Source organism: Planococcus halotolerans (assembly GCF_003289955.1).
GTDB classification, from domain to species: domain Bacteria; phylum Bacillota; class Bacilli; order Bacillales_A; family Planococcaceae; genus Planococcus; species Planococcus halotolerans.
On record NZ_QLZR01000004.1, the window covers coordinates 59,510 to 79,172 of the forward strand.

Annotated in this window: 14 protein-coding genes, 1 other RNA gene and 1 other annotated feature; of the genes, 13 read left to right on the top strand and 2 right to left on the bottom strand. The window is 46.9% G+C overall.

Annotated elements, in window-relative coordinates:
• Nucleotides 1-28: 28 nt before the first annotated feature.
• From yajC to dtd, 9 genes are all read left to right on the top strand, one after another.
• On the top strand, nt 29-304 hold the full coding sequence (gene yajC, locus DP120_RS11120) for a preprotein translocase subunit YajC (RefSeq protein WP_084246252.1): 276 nt from the start codon (nt 29-31) through the stop codon (nt 302-304).
• Between the two features lie 412 nt (nt 305-716).
• Nucleotides 717-1,031: a post-transcriptional regulator gene (locus DP120_RS11125; protein ID WP_112223755.1), complete on the top strand. Its 315-nt coding sequence runs from the start codon at nt 717-719 to the stop codon at nt 1,029-1,031.
• Between the two features lie 71 nt (nt 1,032-1,102).
• The gene (gene secDF, locus DP120_RS11130) at nt 1,103-3,379 is read left to right on the top strand and encodes a protein translocase subunit SecDF (protein ID WP_112223756.1); all 2,277 of its coding nucleotides are present in this window, start codon (nt 1,103-1,105) and stop codon (nt 3,377-3,379) included.
• A gap of 81 nt (nt 3,380-3,460) precedes the next feature.
• The gene (locus DP120_RS11135; protein ID WP_112223757.1) at nt 3,461-3,850 is read left to right on the top strand and encodes a LapA family protein; all 390 of its coding nucleotides are present in this window, start codon (nt 3,461-3,463) and stop codon (nt 3,848-3,850) included.
• An 84-nt stretch (nt 3,851-3,934) separates the two neighbouring features.
• Complete coding sequence (gene recJ / locus DP120_RS11140; protein ID WP_112223758.1) at nt 3,935-6,277, top strand: single-stranded-DNA-specific exonuclease RecJ; 2,343 nt, start codon at nt 3,935-3,937, stop codon at nt 6,275-6,277.
• Nucleotides 6,268-6,780 carry an adenine phosphoribosyltransferase gene (locus tag DP120_RS11145; RefSeq protein WP_112223759.1) on the top strand — a complete coding sequence of 171 codons (513 nt, stop codon included), beginning with the start codon at nt 6,268-6,270 and terminating at the stop codon, nt 6,778-6,780. The genes recJ and DP120_RS11145 overlap by 10 nt, the downstream gene beginning before the upstream one ends.
• A 416-nt stretch (nt 6,781-7,196) precedes the next feature.
• Nucleotides 7,197-8,744 carry a glycosyl hydrolase family 28-related protein gene (locus tag DP120_RS11150; RefSeq protein WP_112223760.1) on the top strand — a complete coding sequence of 516 codons (1,548 nt, stop codon included), beginning with the start codon at nt 7,197-7,199 and terminating at the stop codon, nt 8,742-8,744.
• A gap of 163 nt (nt 8,745-8,907) precedes the next feature.
• Entirely contained in the window at nt 8,908-11,100 is a 2,193-nt protein-coding gene (locus DP120_RS11155; RefSeq protein WP_112223761.1) for a RelA/SpoT family protein, read from the top strand.
• Nucleotides 11,101-11,109: 9 nt separating this feature from the next.
• On the top strand, nt 11,110-11,550 hold the full coding sequence (gene dtd, locus DP120_RS11160; RefSeq protein WP_112223762.1) for a D-aminoacyl-tRNA deacylase: 441 nt from the start codon (nt 11,110-11,112) through the stop codon (nt 11,548-11,550).
• Between the two features lie 284 nt (nt 11,551-11,834).
• On the opposite strand, the gene DP120_RS11165 is transcribed toward dtd, so the two are convergent.
• A complete protein-coding gene (locus tag DP120_RS11165) occupies nt 11,835-13,373 on the bottom strand; it encodes an N-acetylmuramoyl-L-alanine amidase family protein (RefSeq protein ID WP_112223763.1) in 1,539 nt (512 codons plus the stop codon).
• Nucleotides 13,374-13,486: 113 nt separating this feature from the next.
• Nucleotides 13,487-13,742 (top strand) — a binding site (T-box leader).
• Nucleotides 13,743-13,794: 52 nt separating this feature from the next.
• Here DP120_RS11165 and hisS point away from each other — a divergent pair.
• From hisS to DP120_RS11185, 4 genes are all read left to right on the top strand, one after another.
• Nucleotides 13,795-15,069 carry a histidine--tRNA ligase gene (gene hisS / locus DP120_RS11170; RefSeq protein ID WP_112223764.1) on the top strand — a complete coding sequence of 425 codons (1,275 nt, stop codon included), beginning with the start codon at nt 13,795-13,797 and terminating at the stop codon, nt 15,067-15,069.
• A 56-nt stretch (nt 15,070-15,125) separates the two neighbouring features.
• Complete coding sequence (aspS, locus tag DP120_RS11175; protein WP_112223765.1) at nt 15,126-16,910, top strand: aspartate--tRNA ligase; 1,785 nt, start codon at nt 15,126-15,128, stop codon at nt 16,908-16,910.
• 45 nt (nt 16,911-16,955) lie between these two features.
• Nucleotides 16,956-17,139: non-coding RNA, 6S RNA (gene ssrS / locus DP120_RS11180), on the top strand.
• A gap of 98 nt (nt 17,140-17,237) precedes the next feature.
• Nucleotides 17,238-18,002, top strand: coding sequence for a tRNA threonylcarbamoyladenosine dehydratase (locus DP120_RS11185; RefSeq protein ID WP_112223766.1), 765 nt, complete (start codon nt 17,238-17,240; stop codon nt 18,000-18,002).
• A gap of 333 nt (nt 18,003-18,335) precedes the next feature.
• Here the strand turns inward: DP120_RS11185 and DP120_RS11190 are convergent, their stop codons facing one another.
• Nucleotides 18,336-19,625, bottom strand: coding sequence for a replication-associated recombination protein A (locus DP120_RS11190; RefSeq protein WP_112223767.1), 1,290 nt, complete (start codon nt 19,623-19,625; stop codon nt 18,336-18,338).
• Nucleotides 19,626-19,663: the final 38 nt, after the last annotated feature.

The following is a 19,663-nucleotide window of genomic DNA, read 5'->3' on the forward strand; positions in this document are numbered from 1 at the left end:
ATAGAGAGTGAAAGGGGGAATATGAATAATGGAAACTTTAGTTGCTTTATCACCTTTACTTCTAATGTTCGTTTTGATGTGGTTCTTTATTATCCGCCCAGCGCAGAAGCGCCAGAAGGCTACGGCCAACATGCAGTCTGAATTGAGACGTGGCGATCGTATCGTTACGATCGGGGGACTTCACGGCACGATTGATGCTGTGGATGATGCAACAATCTACATCACAGTTGCGGACGGTACTCGTATGCAATTCGAACGCCAGGCAATTGCCCGCGTTGTGGATCAGGCAAAAACGACAGTCTAAGAAATCTTCGCCTTCGAACTGAAGGCGATTTTTTTTAGAGATAATTCACGGATTGTTCAAACAAATAAAAAATAGTTAAATAAATAATTTAAATACACGATATTCCGCAAAACAGCTCAGCTTGCCTGTGGGCTTGCGCTGAGCTAACTCGGCCTCGTTGCACTTCACCCGAGTGGATCTCATCACTTCGCTCGAAACAGAGTTGGAAAGCCAACTCCGTTTCTGTTCCCCTGGGCGTCTTCGCTGTTTTGCTTCATATCTGTAGAGAGTTCTCTAGCGCAGGCGCGCCCCAGGACTGGCCGGAGCAATAAGACGAGTGGTCTTCTCGGCTTATTGCGAGAGGCTTGTCCAAAGCGCCGAAGCGGTGTATATATACTATTTCTTTATTCAACTGATAAATGAGGGAAAAACCATGCCGAAATATACCGAGCAATATGATGTCGTATTGCCATTCTTAAAAAGTAAATGTGAGGAATTCCAGTTTTCCGATTACGATACATTTACACCGGAAGATATTTGGCAATATTTGATTAAGAAGAAATGGCGCAAGAAAGATATCGGCGATATGCCGCTGCATGAAATGGTCAATGAAATCATGGAAATGAGGGCTTCGGAATTTGTGGCTTATCACCAGATTGAAGGCTTTAAGGGAGACAATTGGTTTTCAGAAGGGAATTCCGATGATCTGGAACAGCTGCTTCGGCCCACCCAGAAAAAACCAAAATGAATTTGACACGCTTTGATGCGTGTTTCATAATGAAGTTGCTGTGTTTTAGATAATGAGGAGGAACTATACATATGAAAGCAAGAGGTCGTATAATAGCCTTTTTCTTACTGGTCATTGTACTGTTAGGAATGATTGGCACCACAAGCTTACCGATAGCTAAAGACATTAAATTGGGACTGGATCTTCAAGGTGGTTTTGAAGTCCTTTATGAAGTCCAGCCATTGAATGATGGACCGGAAATCACGAATGAGATCTTGTCTGACACGACGGACGCGTTAATGAACCGGATCAACGTTCTTGGTGTCAGCGAGCCGGTCATCCAGATTGAAGGCGATGATCGGATACGGGTGCAGCTGGCTGGTATAGAAGATCAGTCAGAAGCGCGGGAACTTCTGTCAACGGAAGCGAACCTTACATTCCGTGATGCAGATGATAATTTGCTGATGGATGGCTCTGACCTTAAAGAAGGCGGAGCGACGGGGACATTTGATGAAAATGGTCAGCCGATCGTATCGCTTGAACTGAAAGATCCAGGGAAATTCGCTGAAATTACAGGCGAAATTTCACAGCGTCCTCCTGGAGAAAACGTTTTGGTCATCTGGATGGACTTTGAAGAAGGCGAGGATTCTTACCAGGAAGAACGGATGGAGGCAGATCCGAAATTTGTTTCGGCTCCGACTGTCAGCCAGCGAATCAATTCACCAAGCGTCCAGATCACAGGTTCTTTCACTGTTGAAGAAACCCAAAACTTTGCGGGTATCCTGAATGCCGGTGCATTGCCGGTTGAACTGGAAGAAATCTATTCCACTTCTGTAGGCGCCCAGTTCGGGGAAGAAGCTTTGGATAAAACGACCTTTGCCGCTGCAATCGGTATCGGCCTCGTGTTATTGTTCATGCTTGTGTTCTATCGTTTCCCTGGGGTTATTGCGTTCATTACTTTGTCGGTATATGTCTATTTGATCCTATTGATATTTGTATGGATCGGCGGGGTACTGACTTTACCGGGTATCGCAGCAATCATGCTCGGTGTCGGTATGGCAGTTGATGCCAATATCATCACATACGAGCGGATCCGCGAGGAAATGCGGACAGGTAAATCCGTTAAGGATTCGTTCCGCATCGGTGCACGTTCATCGTTCTCGGCTATCATTGATGCCAACGTAACGACGCTTCTTGCGGCAGCTGTATTGTTCTATTTCGGTACTAGTTCTGTTAAAGGATTTGCGACTCTATTGATCATCTCGATTCTTGCCAGCTTTATCACAGCGGTTTGGGGATCACGTCTATTGCTTGGGCTTTGGGTCCACAGTGGATTCCTCGACAGCAAATTCGGCTGGTTCGGTTTGAAACCCGATAAAATCCATAGTCCTTCTGAAGAGAAAGAGATTACGGATTTGACTACACCGTTCGACCGTTATGACTTTGCCGGCAACCGCAATAAATTTTTTGCCGCGTCACTGGCATTGATTGCGGCGGGAGCAATTGTGCTTGGACTGTTCCAGTTGAATCTGGGAATTGACTTCTCTGGTGGTACGCGAGTTGAAGTAACTTCTGATTCGGCGCTTAGCCAACAGGAAGTTGAAGAGTTCCTTGAAGAGGCGGGTTATCCTTCGGATGACGTGGTTATTTCCGGAGATCAATCCGATATCGGCGTTGCCCGTTATACGGATGACTTCTCACAGGATCAAATCGACGAATTGACACAGGCTGCGATGAATGAGTACGGACAGAGACCAAACGTCTCCACTGTTTCGAATCAAGTTTCCATTGAGCTTGCCCAAAATGCCTTATATGCATTGGCGATTGCCGCTCTTGGCATCATCATCTATGTAGCCTTCCGTTTTGAATGGCGCATGGGTGTTGCATCCATTGTGGCGTTGATTCACGATACGTTCTTCATCGTAGCGGTATTCAGTCTCCTGCGTCTGGAAGTCGATCTCACATTTATCGCGGCGGTTCTGACGATAGTCGGTTATTCGATAAACGATACGATTGTTACGTTTGACCGGATCCGTGAAAATATGAAACGGATGAAGAAAATCGAGACAGTCGAACAATTGGAGAACGTTGTCAACGTTTCCTTGCGCCAGACGCTTGTCCGTTCGGTGAATACCGTCATGACGGTTGTGCTGGTTGTTCTTGCGCTTCTGATTTTCGGTGCACCTTCCATCACGAACTTCTCGATCGCATTATTGATCGGTTTGATTGCCGGAACTTATTCATCCATCTTCATCGCAGCCCAGTTGTGGCTAGTGCTTAAGAAGAAGGAACTGAATAAAAAAGGCCCGATCGATGTAGAGAAGAAAGAACAGGAAACAAAATGGGGTTCTGACGAGCCTGTTGTGTAATAAGTTTATAAAGGAAATGGAACAGGGTATAGTAAAAATGACCCTGTTCCATTTTTTATATTCAGAAAGGAGTTGTACGATTTGAAAATACAATGGCTATTACTGATCGCACTTATTTTTGCAGTTATCATCGCAGCCTTTGCAGTCGTCAACGTCGACGCTGTGCCAGTAAATTATATTTTCGGAGAAGCTGAATTCCCGCTGATCCTGGTCATTCTGGCTTCTGCACTGCTCGGGTTCCTGTTGAGCGGAGTAGTGGCGCTCGCACGAGGTTATACTTTACAGCGCAAAGTAAAATCCCTGCAGAAGGAAATGGCGGTAAAGGAATCATTGATTGCTACGCAGCAAAATGAAATCGCCGAGTACCAGAAAGCGGGCGTCTCCCCGGATGCGCAGGTCGTTACGAGCGATGAAGTGACGCGGGATGAACGTGTTGAAAATTACGAAGAAAAACCGCGGAATAATTATTAAACAAGAAACCTTTCGGCAATTGCGCCGAAAGGTTTTTGTCTGCCGTTTTTTCTTGTATAATGAATCAGTGAGGAAGTGACTGATATGATAGAATCCAAAAAAAGATGGCGTTTAACAGAGCCCGACGAGCAGGCAGTCCGGGACATCCAACAGGAATTATCCCTTTCTTCTGTGCTGGCGAAAATCCTCGTGACTCGGGGAATCCGTACGGCAGAAGAAGCGCGCGCGTTTATGGCGACGGACGTTTCGGCCATACATAATCCTTATTTGATGAAAGATATGGACATCGCAGTGGAGCGTATCCGCAGAGCTGTCGATAACCAGGAAAAAATAATCGTATACGGAGATTATGACGCGGATGGTGTAACGAGCACCGCCGTCATGATGACTGTTTTGCAGGATTTGGGAGCGGATGTTTCATTCATGATCCCAAACCGTTTTAAACATGGCTACGGCCCAAATAAAGAATTGTTCCAGCAGGCATATGATAAAGGCGCGAAATTGATTGTCACGGTCGATAACGGAATTTCCGGCATCGAACAGGTGGATTTCGCTGTCGAACTTGGCATGGACGTAATCATCAGCGACCATCACGATATCGGTGAAACCATGCCGAATGCATTGGCGATTGTCCACCCGCGCCATCCGGAAGGGAATTATCCGTTCGGCGAATTGGCGGGCGTCGGTGTGGCATTCAAAATGGCACACGCGTTATACGAAGAAATGCCGGACCACCTGCTTGAGCTTGTGGCGATCGGCACCATTGCCGACCTTGTGCCGATGCACGGGGAAAACCGTATTTTTGTAAAAGAAGGTTTGCAGGCATTGCGCGATACGCCGCGTCCCGCGATTGAGGCTCTGGCGGAAGTCGCAGGCGTCAAGCAGGAAGAAATCAATGAAGAAACGATCGGCTTCATGTTCGGTCCACGGATTAATGCAATCGGCCGGCTGCAGGATGCAGATCCGGCAGTGGATATGCTGCTGACGGAGGATGCGGCTCAGGCGCGTTCTTTGGCAGACGGACTTGATGTACTGAATAAAGAGCGGCAGGCAATCGTCAAGCAAATAGCGGACGAAGCGACAGCACAAGTAGAGTCGCAATATCCGGACGGGCCGCCGCATGTCATCATCGTCGAGCAGGAAGGCTGGAATCCGGGAGTCGTCGGAATTGTGGCGTCCAAATTGGTTGAGAAATATTACCGACCGACCATCGTTCTTTCATTGGATCCGGAAACGGGCAAAGCGAAAGGTTCGGCACGCAGCATTGAAGGTTTCCACCTTTACAACGAATTGGCGGAAAACCGTGATATCCTGCCGGCATTCGGGGGCCACCCGATGGCAGCGGGTATGACGCTTGAAGCTGCAAATGTGGCAGAGCTCCGCAGCCGTTTGAACAAACAGGCGGAAGCTTGTCTGACAAGTGAAGACCTGGTGCCGGTTGTCGATATCGATATTCCGGTGCAGCTGGAGGAAATAGATACCGATACGATTGAATCCATGCGCTTTCTTGCGCCATTCGGCATGGGCTTTGCCAAACCGAAATTTTATATCAAAGGTGTTAAAGTAGCGTCTATCCGTAAAATCGGGGCTGCACAGAACCATTTGAAAGTCGAACTTGCTTCAGGCGGTTCAACACTTGATGCTGTTGGATTCGGTATTGGTGAAATTGGTGATCAATTGACGCCGGATGTGTTGATTGATGTTATTGGCGATCTTCAAATCAATGAATGGAATGGCCGCAAAAAAGCACAGATGCTGATTGAAGATATCCGGACCGATCAATGGCAGCTTTTTGACATCCGCGGCATCCGTCAGGTGTCCCGCTGGTCGAAGATGATTCCGGAAAAAGACCAGGTTTACCTGGCATTTAATCCTGAAACTGTGGCGGTTTTCAAAACTTTGATACCGCATCCGATCCACTCGATTGAATCGATTGATGAGCTGGCAGGGGACAAGCATCATCTTGTGCTGCTGGACCTGCCTGAATCGGAAGAACAATTGGAGGAAGTCCTGAAGAGGTTGACTCCGAAGCGGATTTACGCGCATTTCTATGCGAAGGAATCACAGTATTTTGAGCAGATTCCAACACGTGATCAATTTAAATGGCTGTTTGCTTTCATTAAAAAACGTGGAACTTTCGACTTCAAAAAGCATTGTGATGAACTTGCGAAGCATAAAGGATGGACGCGTGATTCGTTATTTTTCATGTTGCAGGTGTTTTTTGAACTCGGTTTTGTTACACTTAACAATGGACTTACTGAGATTGCAGAATCTCCAGGCAAACGTGATTTGGCCGAAGCGCCGAGCTACAAAAAGCGTGAACAACAGATTGCCCTGGAACAGAAGCTTCTGTATGCATCTTATCGAGACTTAAAAGAGTGGTTCGACGCGAAAGTGTCTGCCAAGGAGGAACAGGTATGGATTTAAAAGAGTATATTACAATTGTTGAAGACTGGCCGAAACCGGGAATCCGTTTCAAGGACATTACTTCTTTGATGGATAATGGTACTGCCTATAAATACGCAACTGACCAGATCGTCGAGTATGCAAAACAAGTGAATGCCGATATCATCGTCGGGCCTGAAGCCCGCGGTTTCATCATCGGCTGCCCGGTTGCTTATGCACTTGGACTTGGCTTTGCCCCTGTCCGCAAAGAAGGCAAATTGCCACGCGAAGTGATTCGCGCGGAATACGGCCTTGAATACGGCAAAGATGTTCTGACAATGCACAAAGATGCCATCAAACCGGGACAGCGCGTCCTGATCACTGATGACCTTTTGGCGACAGGCGGAACGATCGAAGCGACGATTAACCTTGTCGAACAGCTTGGCGGAATCGTTGCCGGCTGTGCATTCCTGATCGAATTGACATACCTCGACGGCCGCGACAAACTCGAAGGCTACGAAGTCTGTACCTTATTGCAATACTAATGAAAAATGGAGACAGCCCGGGACGCATATTGCGTTTTGGGTTGTTTTTTTGTTAGAGGAATAAGAAATCATGTCATAATATCTGGAAATATTTTCTTTATTTTTTCATGAGTTTAGCAAAGTCAGCCGCAAACGGAATTTATGTGCGCAAAACGAGATTTATGTGCGGAGAATGAGATTTGTGTGCGCAAAACAGGATTTGTGCGCGGAAAACCATGATTTATGCTCAACTTAGTATTAATCTGATATTTTGATAAGTGCTTTCATGAGAATTAAAGATTGGATTTTATTTATGTTAAATATTTCCGTGGAAAGTTGAGAGATTTATTTTAAATTAGATAACACAAACACCCTCTATGAATTTTTATTCCCCAAGCGGGTATGGAAAGAAAAGCGATTAGTAAAGAGGTGCAACTATGCTGAAATGGGATGACAATCATTATCCATCTAATAATGCGCGGCTGATCGACCTGCTGTTGGACATAGAAGATAAGCCGCTAAAAAAAATCACCGAAGAAACACAGCAGCTGTTCAACCAAATCAGAAAGCAGGTAAGTCCGCAAACAACCACGCGTAAAAAAACGCTCCAGGAAAGGTTCTGGTCATTAATTTCCACCGACTTCACAATCGATGACAAAAAAGAAATCGGCTTTCAAGTAGAAGAAAACCAGATTTATCCTTATTGGAAAAAGGAACTCGACCGCCAATACGACCGACTGCAGAAAGTAACCGGCAATTACATATCAGTGACGGAATTCGGAGCGCGCGGAGACGGCCAGACCGATTCGACCGCCGCATTCAAGAAAGCGTTCGGCAACGGCGGCAAGAAAATTTTCGTGCCGGAAGGAGTCTATATAGTTAAAGGATTAAATCTGCCTTCCTGGACACGGTTAGTCGGCGCCGGCAAAGGCAAGACGGTGATTCGCTTGCACGATGATGCGCCAAGACGCAGAACGCTTCTCGCAAATAAAAACCCGATCAGCGGTAACCGTAATATTTCGGTGGAGGGGCTGACGCTGGATTGGAATATCGAACGGTTAGATCCCACTCAAAAATCAGCAACCGGCAATAATTTCTCCAGCTGCCTGACTTTCGCAAATGTGCAGAACGGCTGGGTGAAAAATGTCGAAGCCATCAATCCTGGGCTTCATTGTTTTGATATTTCCTCGTCTTTCTATAGTTATGCAGGGGACGGGACTAAGGCAAAAGGCGGCAGCCAATATGTCTGGCTCGACCAGGTTACCGGTTATGGTTTCGGAGATGACGGGGTGACGACGCATCACAGCGATTTCATCTTCATTTCCAACAGCCATTTTCATGATCCAGGCGGACGTTCCCATAAAAAAGGATTCTCCAATTCCAACGGCTTTGAAATTGATGACGGCTCCCGGCGTGTCTGGCTCGTGAATAATTCAAGCGCGCGCTGTTTTGGAGGAGTTGAGATTAAAGCCCATGCCACTTCTTCTGCTGCAGCAGGCGTACATATTTCAGGCCATCTGTCAGTGAATGATAACAGGGCATTCAATTTTCGCCATATCGGACATCACCATGCGGAAGATGATGAGTCGAAATCAGCGTTTACGATAACGGCGCAGAAACTGGTGGCCATTCATCCGGTCCACACCGAACTGTATAAAAACTCTTCACCGCGCGCATTGGTAGTATCGGGTTACCGGAATGTGGCGGTGAACCGCTTTTTATTCGCAGGGGATCCGGATTATGATTACCGGGGGGAGACGGCGGCTTCGGTTCAATTCCGGGCCGGCAATGTCGCGCTGGCAAATGGGCGCATTCAGGGTTTCAGGAGCGCGAAAACTGACTTAACGATTGCTTCCGGCGAAAAGAATGTCCGGAATGTGTTGGTGCAAAATGTTCATTCTTATAATTCGGCATCCGAGATGTTGGACCTAGGCAATGATGATTCGACGGTTCAAATAAATAATATTTTGCGGGCGGAAACATAATCTTTGTAAAGCATCTCAATTAATCGGTGACATGTTTTCCAGTTCCTGTGAAAATCAGGGGATTAATATCTTTCTTCAGTTAGCCAAGCTTTACAATTAGCCCCATTGTTTTCTATAATATGTAGATATACTTTTCGAAAAAAGAGGAGCAAGGTGGGCAATTATGGCGAAAGACCAAGTAAAGACAGCTGATGATGTATTTGATACTGTTGCTTCGTATATGAATGAAGAAAATGTTGAAATGATCCGAAGAGCATATCAAGTGGCATATGATGCCCATATGGGACAGTTCCGCAAATCCGGTGAACCTTATATTGTGCACCCGGTACAGGTTGCTGGAATTCTCGCAGAACTGGAAATGGACCCCGCTACGGTAGCAGCGGGCTTTTTGCATGACGTCGTGGAAGATACGGAAGTCAGCCGGGAAGACATCGTCCGTGATTTTGATGAAGAAGTCGCTTTGCTGGTGGACGGCGTAACGAAACTGAGCAAGATTAAATATATGTCGAAAGAAGAGCAGCAGGCGGAAAATCATCGCAAGATGTTCGTGGCGATGGCACAGGATATACGAGTCATCCTCATTAAACTCGCTGACCGCCTGCACAATCTTCGCACATTGAAATACCAGTCGGTTGAGAAGCAGCGCATCAAGGCCAACGAAACTCTTGAAATTTTCGCGCCGATTGCGCATCGCCTGGGTATTAACACCATAAAATGGGAACTCGAAGACACTGCTCTCCGTTACCTAAATCCACAGCAATATTACCGCATCGTCAATCTGATGAAGAAGAAACGTACCGAGCGGGAAGAATACCTGAACAATGTTATGAATGAAATCCGCGTCCAGCTTGATGAAGTGGATATCAAAGCGGATCTTTTCGGCCGCCCGAAACACATTTACAGCATCTATAAAAAAATGGCCATCCAAAACAAGCAATTCAACGAAATCTATGATTTGTTGGCAGTGCGCATTACGGTTGAAAGCATCAAGGACTGCTATGCGGTGCTTGGTATCATCCATTCCACATGGAAACCGATGCCGGGACGTTTCAAGGATTATATCGCCATGCCGAAACAGAATCTTTACCAATCGCTGCATACGACAGTGATCGGTCCTCAGGGCGATCCGCTTGAAGTGCAGATCCGTACGGAAGAAATGCACCGCATAGCTGAATACGGTGTGGCGGCTCACTGGGCCTATAAAGAAGGAAAAACTTCTGATAAGCCGATTAGTTCCGTCGATTCCCGTCTGTCTTGGTTCCGTGAAATCCTGGATTTCCAGAATGAGTCGGACAATGCCGAGGAATTCATGGAGTCGCTTAAATTCGACCTGTTTTCTGATATGGTCTATGTATTCTCGCCAAAAGGTGATGTTATTGAAATGCCGGCAGGTTCCTGCCCGATTGATTTTGCCTACCGTGTGCATTCCGAAATTGGCAATAAAACCATCGGCGCTAAAGTGAACGGCAAGATGGTGCCGCTGGATACCCAATTGAACACAGGGGATATCGTTGAAATCCTGACATCCAAGCAATCATTCGGTCCAAGCCGCGACTGGCTAAAAATCGCCAAGTCGACGCAGACGAAAAATAAGATCAAGCAATTCTTCAAAAAGCAATTGCGTGAAGACAATGTCCAAAAAGGCAAGGAAATGATCGAGCGCGAAATCAAAGCGCAGGAATTTGTGCCGAAAGACATTCTTACCAATGAAAACATCAAGCGTGTCTGCGAGAAATTCAATTTCGCCGGTGAAGATGATATGTATGCAGCTGTTGGTTTCACAGGAATCACCGCTCAGCAAGTCGTCAACCGCCTTGCAGAAAAAGAACGCAAAAAACGCGAGCAGGAAGAAGCACTCGAGAAAATCACTGTCGAGATGAAATCGAACCAGCCGCGCAAACAAACCGAGTCAGGTGTTATTGTACGTGGCATCGACAACATGATGATCCGCCTGTCGAAATGCTGTAACCCGGTCCCAGGGGATGCCATCATCGGTTTCATTACAAAAGGCCGCGGCGTTTCCGTCCATCGTGCCGACTGTCCGAATGTGCAGGCCAATGAGACCGACCGTCTCATTCCTGTAGAATGGGAAAACGGTGAAACACCTGAAAATAAATCCTATCAAATCGACATCGAAGTGCAGGCCTATGACCGCACCGGCTTGATCAACGAAGTTATGCATATGGTCAGCGAAACGAAAACGACAATCGTTGCCGTCAGCGGCCGTGCCGACAACAATAAAATCGCGACCATCAACCTGTCAATCATGATTCCGCATATTTCACACCTGAACCGGGTAGTGGAGCGGATCAAGCAATTGCCGGATGTTTATTCGGTAACGCGTGTCACGAATTAAGGAGGAATTATGCGAGTTATTCTTCAACGAAGCAAAAGAGCATCTGTGACCGTCGAAGGCAGCGTTACCGGATCGATCGAATCCGGTTATGTGCTGCTCGTCGGCATCACGCATGAAGATACAGAAAAAGACGCTGATTATTGTGCGCGCAAGATTGCGCAAATGCGTCTCTTCGAAGACGAAGATGGCAAGATGAACCGTTCGATTTTCGAAAACGGCGGCGATATCCTATCCATCTCGCAATTTACGCTTTACGGTGATATCCGTAAAGGGCGCCGGCCGAGCTTTGTAGAAGCCGCCCGGCCGGAAAAAGCGGAGCCTCTATGGAATTATTTCAATAGAGTGCTCCGAAATGAAGGCCTGCGCGTCGAAGAAGGGGTGTTCGGCGCCATGATGGACGTCGAACTGGTGAACGATGGACCGGTGACTATGATCGTAGAATCGAAATAGAAGTTAGAACGGCGATGCTGATTGTTCAGCATTGCCGTTTTTTTAAGTATTAAGGGGTCGCTTCATTTTGTTGCGGGCCATTTTAAGAGCATTTCTCTGCTACCGCAACTAATTGGCCGTTAACCGCAACTAAACAGAAGCGTACCGCAACTAACTAGCTTTTAACCGCAACTAAAACTGCAAATCGCGCAACTAAAAAAACTTTAATGCATAATTTTTCCATCTCAACTGAATTGACTCAAAGTAGAACGAGAAAAAGCTGCCCGCAATGGACAGCTTTTTTCTTATTTCTCCAATTGTGCATCGAAATAATTGATGGTTCCCTGATACAGGCCAAGTGCTGCCTGCTCGCGGAACTGCTCGGAAGAAATGATGCGCTCTTCGTTGTAATTGCTAAGGAAGCCGAGTTCGATAAGAACCGCTGCCTGGCGACTTTCACGAAGTACGAGGTAGTTGCCCGGCTGCACACCGCGGTCGCGGATGGTCAGCTTCTTGCCGAGGCCGGCATTCAGGTAACTGGCGAGTTCTTTCTGGTAGTCATGCATATAGTAAGACGTGAATCCGGAGACGGTGCTGTCTTCGGTTGCATCGTAATGGATGCTGATAAAGGCGTCTGCCGCAGAGTTATGTCCTTCAGCCACGCGTTTACGAAGATCGACATAGACGTCCGACTGGCGGGTCATATGCACTTCTGCGCCAGCGGCTTGAAGGTGCTGAGCCAGTAATTCCGCTGTTTTCAGGGTCAACCCTTTTTCTTCGGTTTTGCGGGCGCCGACTGTGCCGCCGTCATTGCCGCCATGTCCCGGATCAAGAACTATCGTAAGGCCGTTCAAGGTTCCTTTTTTTCGTTCGGCTTTTTCTTTTTCAGCTTTGATTTCCTGCGCGCCTGCTGCAACTACCCACGAGGCAATAAAGCCGGTTCCGCCGCCGGAAAGCTGTACTTGATACCAGTCTCCTTGCTTGGCGAGAACGGCTAATTGTTCGCCGGCATTGGCACGGGCGACGACTTCGGATGAAGTGGAGGCCTGTGTCCGGATATTGGTGCCATTTGTCTGGACGGTTATGGTTTCAACACTGCTGTCGGTCTTTTTCTCGACAGTTTCGTTGGACAGATGGCCGTAGAATGAATAGACCCAACCGGTTTTATCTCCGTCCAGTTGAATTTTTACCCAATTGCCCGCAAGTTCGAGGACAGGATAAATTTCACCTTTTTTGACAGTTCCTTGTTTTGAAGAACTGAGATCCGCTTTCTTGCGCACGTTCAGCACATCCACCGCGATTTCAATGGAAGAAACGTCGCTAGCGGCAGGAGCGGGATTCGCTTGCGTATTGTCGTTGATGCTTATGTATTCTTTCGAAACAAATCCGCGGCTTCCACGGAATTCGACTTCAACCCAGCCATCCGAATCGTTGATAATATTCGCTTGCTCTCCTGCGTTCATTTGCGCCAGGACTGAGGCGGAAAGATTAGGCTGTGCACGGACATTCAATCGGTTTACGGAAGATACAGCAGTTTTACTGGATGCTGCTGATGCTGCCTGTTCAGAGCTTTTCGTCAGCCAGGATGCGATCCAGCCTGTTTCGCCGGAAATGGAGACTTCGATCCAATCGCCGCTTCTGGAAACTTCATCTACGGCATCTCCATTTTTCATTGAAGCGATTACTGGATAACTTAAGCCAGGGCCACTTCGTACATTTATGGATGATTCCGATACTTCAATTCCTGAAGTATTGGCGAGCGCAGTAGAATTATCAGGGAAAGGCAATGCCTGGGTAATCAATAAAATCAGGATTATGTATGCAATTGTGGTTTTACGGTTCATATAGTACCTCCTCTTAAGACGGTATATTTATTCTAGCAAATAAATCATACGAAATGTGAAAAAGGTTGACAAGGGGGATAGGAAAATTTAAGATTAAGCTTATTATATGAATTAAAACGCCGATGACGAAGAAAGTAACCGCATGATTGGCTGATAAGAGAGGGGAAGTCCCAGGCTGCAAACTTCCCTGCAGAAATGTGTGGTGAACAACACTTAAGAGGCTTTTCTTCGAAAGATGCAAGGTATTTATATACCGCATTTACTAGGGGAAAACGGAACCGGCCGTTATCCGGGAATGAGAGGGTGCGAGATTTTCGCATCAACTAGGGTGGAACCGCGGAAGCTTGAATACAGGCTCTCGTCCCTTGCGCAAGCAAGGGGCGGGAGCTTTTTTGTATGGAAAAAAAGAGGAGTGAAAGACATGGGCAAGAATATTCAATTGCCGCGCGGCACTTATGATGTGCTGCCGGAACAGTCCGCCAAATGGCAGGAAGTAGAACAAAAAATCAATGAGCTTTGCAGACTTTATCAATACAAAGAAATCCGGACGCCGGTTTTTGAACATACAGAATTGTTCCAGCGCGGCGTCGGTGATACGACGGATATCGTTCAAAAAGAAATGTACACATTCCAGGACCGAGGCGACCGTTCGTTGACATTGCGTCCGGAAGGCACTGCTTCGGTCGTGCGTTCATATGTTGAAAACAAATTATTCGGTTTGCCGGATCAGCCGGTGAAACTGTCTTATATGGGTCCGATGTTCCGCTATGAACGTCCGCAGGCAGGGCGTACGCGCCAGTTTGTCCAGTTCGGCGTTGAAGCGATCGGCTCAAAAGACCCTGCAATCGATGCAGAAGTTATTTCACTGGCAATGGAAGTTTATCGTTCCGTTGGTTTGAAACAGTTGCGCCTGGTCATCAATTCACTTGGGGATACAGAAAGCCGAATCGCGCACAAAGAAGCGTTGATCAAACATTTTGAACCTAGAATCGATGAATTCTGCGGGGACTGCCAATCGCGCTTAACAAAGAATCCGTTGCGCATCCTTGATTGTAAAGTAGACCGCAACCATGAATTGATGGCAACTGCGCCTTCTTTGGCGGATTACTTGAACGAGGAATCTCAAGTCTATTTTGACGGAGTCAAAGGGTACCTTGAAGCGCTCGGCATCGATTATGTCGTTGATCCGAATTTGGTGCGAGGGCTGGATTATTACAACCACACGGCATTTGAAATCATGAGTGACGCAGAAGGGTTCGGCGCAATTACCACTCTTTGCGGCGGCGGACGCTATAATGGCCTTGTCGAAGATTTAGGCGGACCGGAATCTCCGGGAATCGGATTTGCGATGAGTATCGAACGTCTTTTATTGGCGCTGGAGATGGAAAAAGTGGAAATCGGCCAGTCAGCAGATTTGGAAGTCTACGTCGTGGCAATGGATGAGTCGACCAAGAAAAAAGCATTTACGGTGGTTCGTGACCTCCGTGCAAACGGCATTTCAGCCGATATGGACTTCAACGGACGGAAGGTTAAAGCACAGATGAAATCGGCCGATCGCAAAGGAGCGGCCTACGTCATTGTCATCGGTGAAACAGAACTCGAATCCGGAAAAGTAGCTCTCAAATATATGGCGACTGGTGAACAGCAGGAGCTGGAGTTTGAAGCGATTGCGGGAGCAATTTTAGAGAATAGATAAAAAACAGCTTTATTTATATAGAAGAAAAATGTGAAGAAACAATTGGAGGAATAGTTATGACTAGAACGCATTATTGTGGTGAAGTGAACGAAACTGCTATCGGGCAGCGCGTTTCGATTAAAGGCTGGGTACAGAAAAGACGCGACCTTGGCGGTTTGATATTTGTTGATGTCCGTGACCGTTCGGGTATTGTTCAAGCAGTTTTTAATCCAGAAATTTCTAAAGAAACCGTTGAAATTGGTGAAAGATTGCGCAATGAGTTCGTCGTCCACATTGAAGGATTGGTAGTGGAACGTGCAGACGGTCAGATCAATACGGCATTGAAGACCGGCAAGATCGAGATTCAGGTGGATTCAGCAAGCATTATCAATGCAGCGAAAAACCCGCCGTTCGCAATTGAAAACAATACGGATGTCAGTGAAGACTTGAGATTGAAATACCGTTATTTGGACCTTCGCCGCCCTGAAATGTATGAAACTTTCAAAATGCGCTCAGAAGTAACAAAGTCAATTCGCCGCTTCCTTGATGAAGAAGGATTCCTGGAAGTTGAAACGCCGATTTTGACGAAGTCGACTCCAGAAGGCGCGCGTGATTACTTGGTGCCGAGCCGTGTGCATGATGGCGAATTTTATGCGTTGCCTCAGTCACCGCAATTATTCAAGCAGATGCTGATGGTTTCTGGATTCGATAAATATTACCAGATTGCCCGTTGTTTCCGCGATGAAGATTTGCGTGCTGACCGCCAGCCGGAATTCACTCAAATCGATATGGAAATGAGTTTCCAAACGATGGAAGAAATATTGGAAATGAACGAACGCTTGATGGTGCAGATGATGAAAGAGGTCAAAGGCATCGATATCGAGCCGAAATTCGAGCGGATGGAATACACAGAGGCAATGGAACGTTATGGTTCGGATAAACCGGATGTCCGCTTTGGTATGGAGCTTATAAATGTTTCTGACTTGGTGAAGGATTCTTCATTCAAAGTTTTTGCAGGTGCAGTCCAAAACGAGGGCCAGGTAAAACTGATCAACGTCAAAGGCCAGGCAGCCAACTATTCACGTAAAGATATTGATGCACTTGGTGAATTTGCAGGCCGTTACGGAGCAAAAGGCTTGGCATGGATGAAAGTCGAAGAAGACGGCATTAAAGGACCGATCGCGAAATTCTTCGAAGGGGAAGCAGCCCAAGGCTTGATCGAAGCGGCTGGAGCTGAAGCTGGAGATCTTCTTTTATTCGTTGCTGATAAAAAATCTGTTGTAGCTGACGCACTTGGCGCTTTGCGGATGAAATTCGGCAAAGAACTTGGCTTGATCGATGAGTCAGTGTATAAATTCCTGTGGATCACTGACTGGCCGTTATTCGAATATGATGAAAAAGACGGACGCTATTACGCGGCACATCATCCGTTTACAATGCCATATGAAGAAGACATCGATAAATTGTCAACTGAACCGCAAAATGTCCGTGCGCAAGCCTACGACCTTGTATTGAACGGTTTTGAATTAGGCGGGGGATCTGCACGTATTTACCGCCGTGACATTCAGGAAAAAATGTTTGAAGTGCTTGGTTTCTCTGAAGAAGAAGCACGCGCTCAATTCGGCTTCCTGATGGAAGCCTTTGAATACGGAACGCCTCCGCACGGGGGAATTGCCTTTGGTCTTGACCGTTTGGTAATGCTGCTTGCAGGACGCACAAATCTTCGTGACACCATTGCATTTCCGAAGACAGCGAGTGCTACTGATCTGTTGACGAACGCGCCAAGCCCAGTTGCACAAGAACAGCTTGATGAATTAAGCCTATTACTGAATGTTCAGAATAATTCTAAAGGGCTAGAGTAAAACGGTTGTAGAAATTTGTGGCGTGTGCTAATATAACCTTAGTAGAGAATCCTGATGTGTTCGTTACTAGCAATTCAGTTTTGACCCAACATTTTGTCGTCGGGAGACCGAATTTCGACGTGGCTAACATGCCTTAACGGGAAGTTATAAGCGCTGAAGAGGTCACCCACCTGCTAGAAGCGGGTTCAAAAACGATATGCAAGTCAAGGACGGCACGATCGGGATTCTCACTTAAAATGTTAATCATCCCTTCAGCTATTTGCTGGAGGGTTTTTCTTTGTGTATAATTCCTACTAGGTTAATCTACATTAGAGAGGCAGGAGAACTATGTTACATCAATTTTCACGAAACGAACTGGCAGTTGGCAAAGAAGGAATCGAGATGCTGAGAAACTCCACAGTAGCAATCCTTGGAGTCGGCGGAGTGGGTTCATTCGCAGCTGAAGCCTGCGCAAGAAGCGGCGTCGGCCGCATCATCCTGGTCGATAAGGATAATGTCGACATCACTAACATCAATCGGCAGCTGGTTGCCAATCTATCCACGGTCGGCCAATCAAAAAGCGCCGTCATGAAAAACCGCATCGCTGATATCAACGAAGACTGCGAAGTCATTGATCTGCATATGTTCTATACAGAAGATACATATGAAGAATTTTTCAGTTACAATCCGGATTACGTCATTGATGCTTCGGATACAATGATTTATAAAGTCCATTTGATGCAGGAATGTTATAAACGCGGAGTTAAGATCATTTCCAGTATGGGCGCTGCCAATAAAACCGATCCAACGCGCTTCAAGATTGCGGATATCTCTAAAACGCACACGGATCCATTGGCAAAAATCATTCGCAAGAAATTGCGTGAAGCGGGTATCCGTAAAGGGATTCCTGTAGTGTTTTCGGATGAAAGCCCGATAATCGTACGGGAAGACGTAGTCGGAAACGTAGGGAAACCGGATGCGGCAATCCGTAAAGCGAAAATGCCGCCATCATCCAACGCATTTACGCCTTCCACTGTCGGCCTAATTTGCGCCAGCTGGGTAGTTAACGATATTACCTCGTCGATTCCAATCAACCGTGTAAGAAATAATTAAGATGAACCGGCTCATTTCGGATGAGCCGGTTTTTTTGTGGACGATTATGGGTGACAACGTTTTATAAACCCATTAACGCGCATAAAAGTTTCTAATCGCGCATAAGTCTTCAGGAACGCGCGCAAAATTATTTAATCGTGCATAAAAAAATTTAATCGCGCATAAAAAAGCCTGACCGCGCATAACCATTAAAACTAGTTCTCGGAAAGCTTTTCAGCAGTAAATGTTCTTCAAAAACGCTATGGACTTATCAAAATGCAAGACAATTCCCCAAAAATTTCAGAATCCCATATAAGAAAGCCACTCCCGAAGGAATGGCCATACAAAAAGCTATTATTTTTTATTCTTCCGGAACGACTTCAATTTTTCATAGATACCCGCAAACTTTTTCTCTTCGCCGGCGATGACCGGTTTGTAGAATTCGGTTTTCTGCACTTCTTTCGGCAGGTAGTCCTGATCGGCCCAGCCGCCGAATGATCCGATCGGTGTATCATGCGGATAGATATAGCCGCCGTGTCCAAGCTCGGCGCTGCCGGCATAATGCGTATCGCGGAGATGCATCGGGATATCGCCTGTCAATCCTTTATTGATGGCAGCAGTTGCCGCATCGATTGCTTTATAAGCGGAATTGGATTTCTCAGACAGGCACATTTCAGCCACAGCCTGCGCTAGCGGAATGCGTGCTTCCGGCAATCCAAGACGGTCAGCTGCCTGGCAGGCTGCAAGAACATGCGGGCCGACAGAGGGGCTGGCAAGTCCGATATCTTCATAGGCCATGACCAGAAGGCGGCGGGTGACTGCGGTCAAATCGCCGTTTTCCAAAAGATGTGCCAGATAATACATAGCCGCGTTGATGTCACTGCCGCGCACGGATTTCTGCAGAGCCGACAGGAGATTGAAGAAATGCGATCCTTTTTTATCGCCGAAGACGCCGACTCGCTTGATCATCTGTTCGATCATCTGGTCTTCGACAATGTATTTGCCGTCAATTTCATCAGACGCGATGACAATCGACTCGAGCATCGTCAATGCCTTTCGGGCATCTCCGTTGGTTCCTTCAGCAATGCGTTCGACCTGCGCAGGAGAAATTTCGATTTCTTCCCGCCCGAGTCCGCGCTTCGGGTCTTTCAAAGCCGACTCGAGCAAATGGACGATATCTTCATGCGTCAGCCGCTTCAATTGTTTTATTTCGCCGCAGCGTGAACGGATTGCCGGATTGACGTCGTGGAACGGATTTTCCGTCGTGGCGCCGATCAATACGATCGAACCGCTTTCAACATGAGGCAATAAGGCATCCTGCTGCAGTTTATTGAATCGATGGATTTCATCGAGGAATAGGAGGACTTTTCCCGTAACGCGTGCTTCACGGACAACGTCCTCGACATCTTTCTTGCCGGAGGTTGTCGCGTTCAATGCGATGAACGGCAGATTCGAAGTGCCTGCTATGGCATGGGCGATCGACGTCTTGCCGATTCCCGGCTCGCCGTACAGCAGCATGGACGGCACATGGCCGTTTTGGATCATTTTGTATAAAGCGGTATGCGGGCCGATAACATCTTGCTGTCCCACCACTTCATCGATGGTGCGCGGCCGCATGCGAAAAGCCAATGGTTCGTTCTGCAATGAAAAAACTCCTTCCGTACATCTGTTCCATTAGTATA

Excerpts from the sequence above, each read along its gene's own strand:
- yajC (WP_084246252.1), top strand. The coding sequence starts at position 29 with ATGGAAACTTTAGTTGCTTTATCACCTTTACTTCTAATGTTCGTTTTG.
- DP120_RS11125 (WP_112223755.1), top strand. The coding sequence starts at position 717 with ATGCCGAAATATACCGAGCAATATGATGTCGTATTGCCATTCTTAAAA.
- secDF (WP_112223756.1), top strand. The coding sequence starts at position 1,103 with ATGAAAGCAAGAGGTCGTATAATAGCCTTTTTCTTACTGGTCATTGTA.
- recJ (WP_112223758.1), top strand. The coding sequence starts at position 3,935 with ATGATAGAATCCAAAAAAAGATGGCGTTTAACAGAGCCCGACGAGCAG.
- DP120_RS11145 (WP_112223759.1), top strand. The coding sequence starts at position 6,268 with ATGGATTTAAAAGAGTATATTACAATTGTTGAAGACTGGCCGAAACCG.
- DP120_RS11150 (WP_112223760.1), top strand. The coding sequence starts at position 7,197 with ATGCTGAAATGGGATGACAATCATTATCCATCTAATAATGCGCGGCTG.
- DP120_RS11155 (WP_112223761.1), top strand. The coding sequence starts at position 8,908 with ATGGCGAAAGACCAAGTAAAGACAGCTGATGATGTATTTGATACTGTT.
- dtd (WP_112223762.1), top strand. The coding sequence starts at position 11,110 with ATGCGAGTTATTCTTCAACGAAGCAAAAGAGCATCTGTGACCGTCGAA.
- DP120_RS11165 (WP_112223763.1), bottom strand. The coding sequence starts at position 13,373 with ATGAACCGTAAAACCACAATTGCATACATAATCCTGATTTTATTGATT.
- hisS (WP_112223764.1), top strand. The coding sequence starts at position 13,795 with ATGGGCAAGAATATTCAATTGCCGCGCGGCACTTATGATGTGCTGCCG.
- aspS (WP_112223765.1), top strand. The coding sequence starts at position 15,126 with ATGACTAGAACGCATTATTGTGGTGAAGTGAACGAAACTGCTATCGGG.
- DP120_RS11185 (WP_112223766.1), top strand. The coding sequence starts at position 17,238 with ATGTTACATCAATTTTCACGAAACGAACTGGCAGTTGGCAAAGAAGGA.